Here is a 2,649-nt window from a genome sequence, read left to right on the forward strand (position 1 = left end):
GGATAACAAGCGGCTGATGCGGACCGGCTGGAATCCTCCTCGGACGAGGGCTTGGCGTGAACTGAGGGGCGGGTGCTCGTGCCCGCGTACCGCGGGCACAGCACCCTTCGTCTTCGGCCACGGCCATTGCCCCGCCGTACCGGCGGGGCATGGCCTTCGATCTGCGTGAAGTGACGCCGGCCGCATAGCCGCCAGCCGTTAGCCGCCCCGAACATTCGGGCAGTGAGTCACATAGGAGAAGAGGGGGTGGAGCGGTCGCTTCGCCGGCATGGGCCTCCGGGTTGTGCAGGCGGCGCAGCCCCTTCGATCTTGTCATTGGCGGCCGCCGCGAGCGACGAGGGGAGGCTGCGCGCAGCGAGCGTCAAGCCTGCGCTTGTTGCGAAGATTCGGGTCGCGAGCAATGACCGTCGAGGGCGGGGGGCGCAGCCGCGAGACGCTCGTCGAAGGCGGCCGCAGCGAGGCTGGTCGCGTCGGGCGGGGCTGCGCTGCGCGCGACCTCTTGCTGCGATCGCCGGGGTAGTGCAAGCGGCGCAGCCCCTCGAGCTCTCGTTGATCGGCGGCCGCCGCGAGGGACCGGGGCAGGCTGCGCGCAGCGAGCGTCAAGCCTGCGCTTGTCGAGTAGATCTTTGTCGCGGGCGATAGCCGTCGAGGGCGGGGGCGCAGCCGCGCAGCTTTGGTCTATGGCGGCCGCCGCCACGATTATCGAGGAGGACCGGGGCTGCGCTGCGCGAGGCCTCTTGGATTGAGCGTCGAGGATGCGGAGCGACCGGCACGCAACCCGGACACTGCGCGCGGGTGGCGGGGCGCAAAACGGCGCCGTGCAGCGTTGGTCGCCGAGCCTCGACGAGCGGCGGCGGCGCCATCGTGACGGATGTCGCGGGGCGTCTAACAATGCGATGGTGCTGGCCGGCCTGGGCTTGGTTCTCGGACGAGGGCTTGTCGTGAGGTGAGGGGCGGGCGCTGTGCCCGCGTACCGCGGGCACAGCGCCCTTCGAGGACGCTGCGGCAGGGCCCAGCTTCGCAGGGCCCTGCCTCCGCCCACGGGCATTGCCCCGCGGTACCCGCGGGGCATGCCCTTCGATCCTGGTGATAGACGGCCGGCAGCACATCGCCAGCCGTTAGCCGCCCCGAACGGAGGTGCTGAGAGGGGGCGTTCGGGGAGGTGAGAGGTCAAGAGTCGGAAGGAGACGTGGCGCGGTCGCCTCGGCAGTGTTGGCCTCCGGGTTGTGCAGGCGGCGCAGCCCCTTCGATCTTGGCAATGGCGGCCGCCGGGAGGGACCAGGGGGGGCTGCGCGCAGTGAGCGTCAAGCGTGCGCTTGTCGAGGAGATCCTTGTCGCGAGCGATGACCGTCGAGGGCGGGGGCGCAGCCGCGAGACGCTCGTCGACGGCGGCCGCCGCGAGGCTCGTCGAGTAGGACGGGGCTGCGCTGCGCGCGACCTCTTGCTGCGATCGCCGGGGTAGTGCAGGCGGCGCAGCCCCTCGAGCTCCCGTTGATCGGCGGCCGCCGCGAGTGACCGGGGCAGGCTGCACGCAACGAGCGTCAAGCGTGCGCTTGTCGAGAAGATCCTTGTCGCGAGCGATAACCGTCGAGGGCGGGGGCGCAGCCGCGCAGCTTTGGTCTATGGCGGCCGCCGCCACGATTATCGAGGAGGACCGGGGCTGCGCTGCGCGCGGCCTCTTGCTGCGAGCGTCGAGGTTGTGCAGCCGCTGGGCGGCCGCCTCGCCGCCGATAGCATTGGGGTAGTGCAGGCGGCGCAGCCCCTTCGATCTTGGCAATGGCGGCCGCCGCGAGGGACCAGGGAGGCTGCGCGGGGCGAGCGTGATGCTCGCGCTTGTCGAGAAGATTCTGGTCGCGAGCGACAACGGTCGAGGGCGGGGGGCGCAGCCGCGAGGCGCTCGTCGAAGGCGGCCGCCGCCGGGCTTGTCGCGTCGGACGGGGCTGCGCTGCGCACGACCTCTTGCTGCGATCGCCGGGGTGGTGCAAGCGGCGCAGCCCCTGTAGCTCTCGTTGATCGGCGGCCGCCGCGAGGGACCGGGGCAGGCTGCGCGCAGCGAGCGTCCAGCTTGCGCTTGTCGAGGAGACCTGTGTCGCGAGCGATAATCGTCGAGGGAGGGGGCGCAGCCGCGAGAGGCTTGTCCATGGCGGCCGCCGCCCGGGATGTCGAGCAGGACGGGGCTGCGCTGCGGGTGGCCCTCTTGGATAGAGCGTCGAAGATGGGGAGCGACCGGCACGCAACCCGGACACTGCGCGCGGGCGACGGGGCGCAAAACGGCGCCGTGCAGCGTTGGTCGCCGAGCCTCGACGAGCGGCGGCGGCGCCATCGTGACGGGTGTCGCGGGGCGTCTAACAATGCGATGAAGCTGACCGGCCTTCGGTCCTCCTCGGAAGAGGGCTTCGCGTGAAGTGAACGAGCGGGCGTTCGTGCCCGCGTACCGCGGGCACGACGCCCTTGGGGACGCTCCGGCTGGGCCCAGCTTCGCAGGGCCCAGCCTCCGCCCACGGGCATCGCGCCGCCGTACCGGCGGCGCATGCCCTTCGATCTTCGTGAAGGACGGCCGGCAGCTTATCGCCAGGCCGTTGGACGGACCGAAGCCGGGCATGTCTGACCGTGACGCCCGGATGCTGTTTTGGTCTCCTGGGCTGAAGG

At 71.4% G+C, this 2,649-nt stretch carries 1 protein-coding gene; it reads left to right on the plus strand.

The window, feature by feature from the left end; all coding sequences use genetic code 11:
* Window positions 1-2,140 precede the first annotated feature (2,140 nt).
* Window positions 2,141-2,404, plus strand: a complete 264-nt coding sequence (locus tag WC493_RS23335) for a hypothetical protein (protein ID WP_373069063.1) — start codon at window positions 2,141-2,143, stop codon at window positions 2,402-2,404.
* Window positions 2,405-2,649: the final 245 nt, after the last annotated feature.

Source organism: Zavarzinia sp., from assembly GCF_041650655.1.
Classification (GTDB): domain Bacteria; phylum Pseudomonadota; class Alphaproteobacteria; order Zavarziniales; family Zavarziniaceae; genus Zavarzinia.

Coding starts and splice junctions, on each gene's coding strand:
- WC493_RS23335 (WP_373069063.1), top strand. CDS start 2,141: ATGGCGGCCGCCGCCCGGGATGTCGAGCAGGACGGGGCTGCGCTGCGG.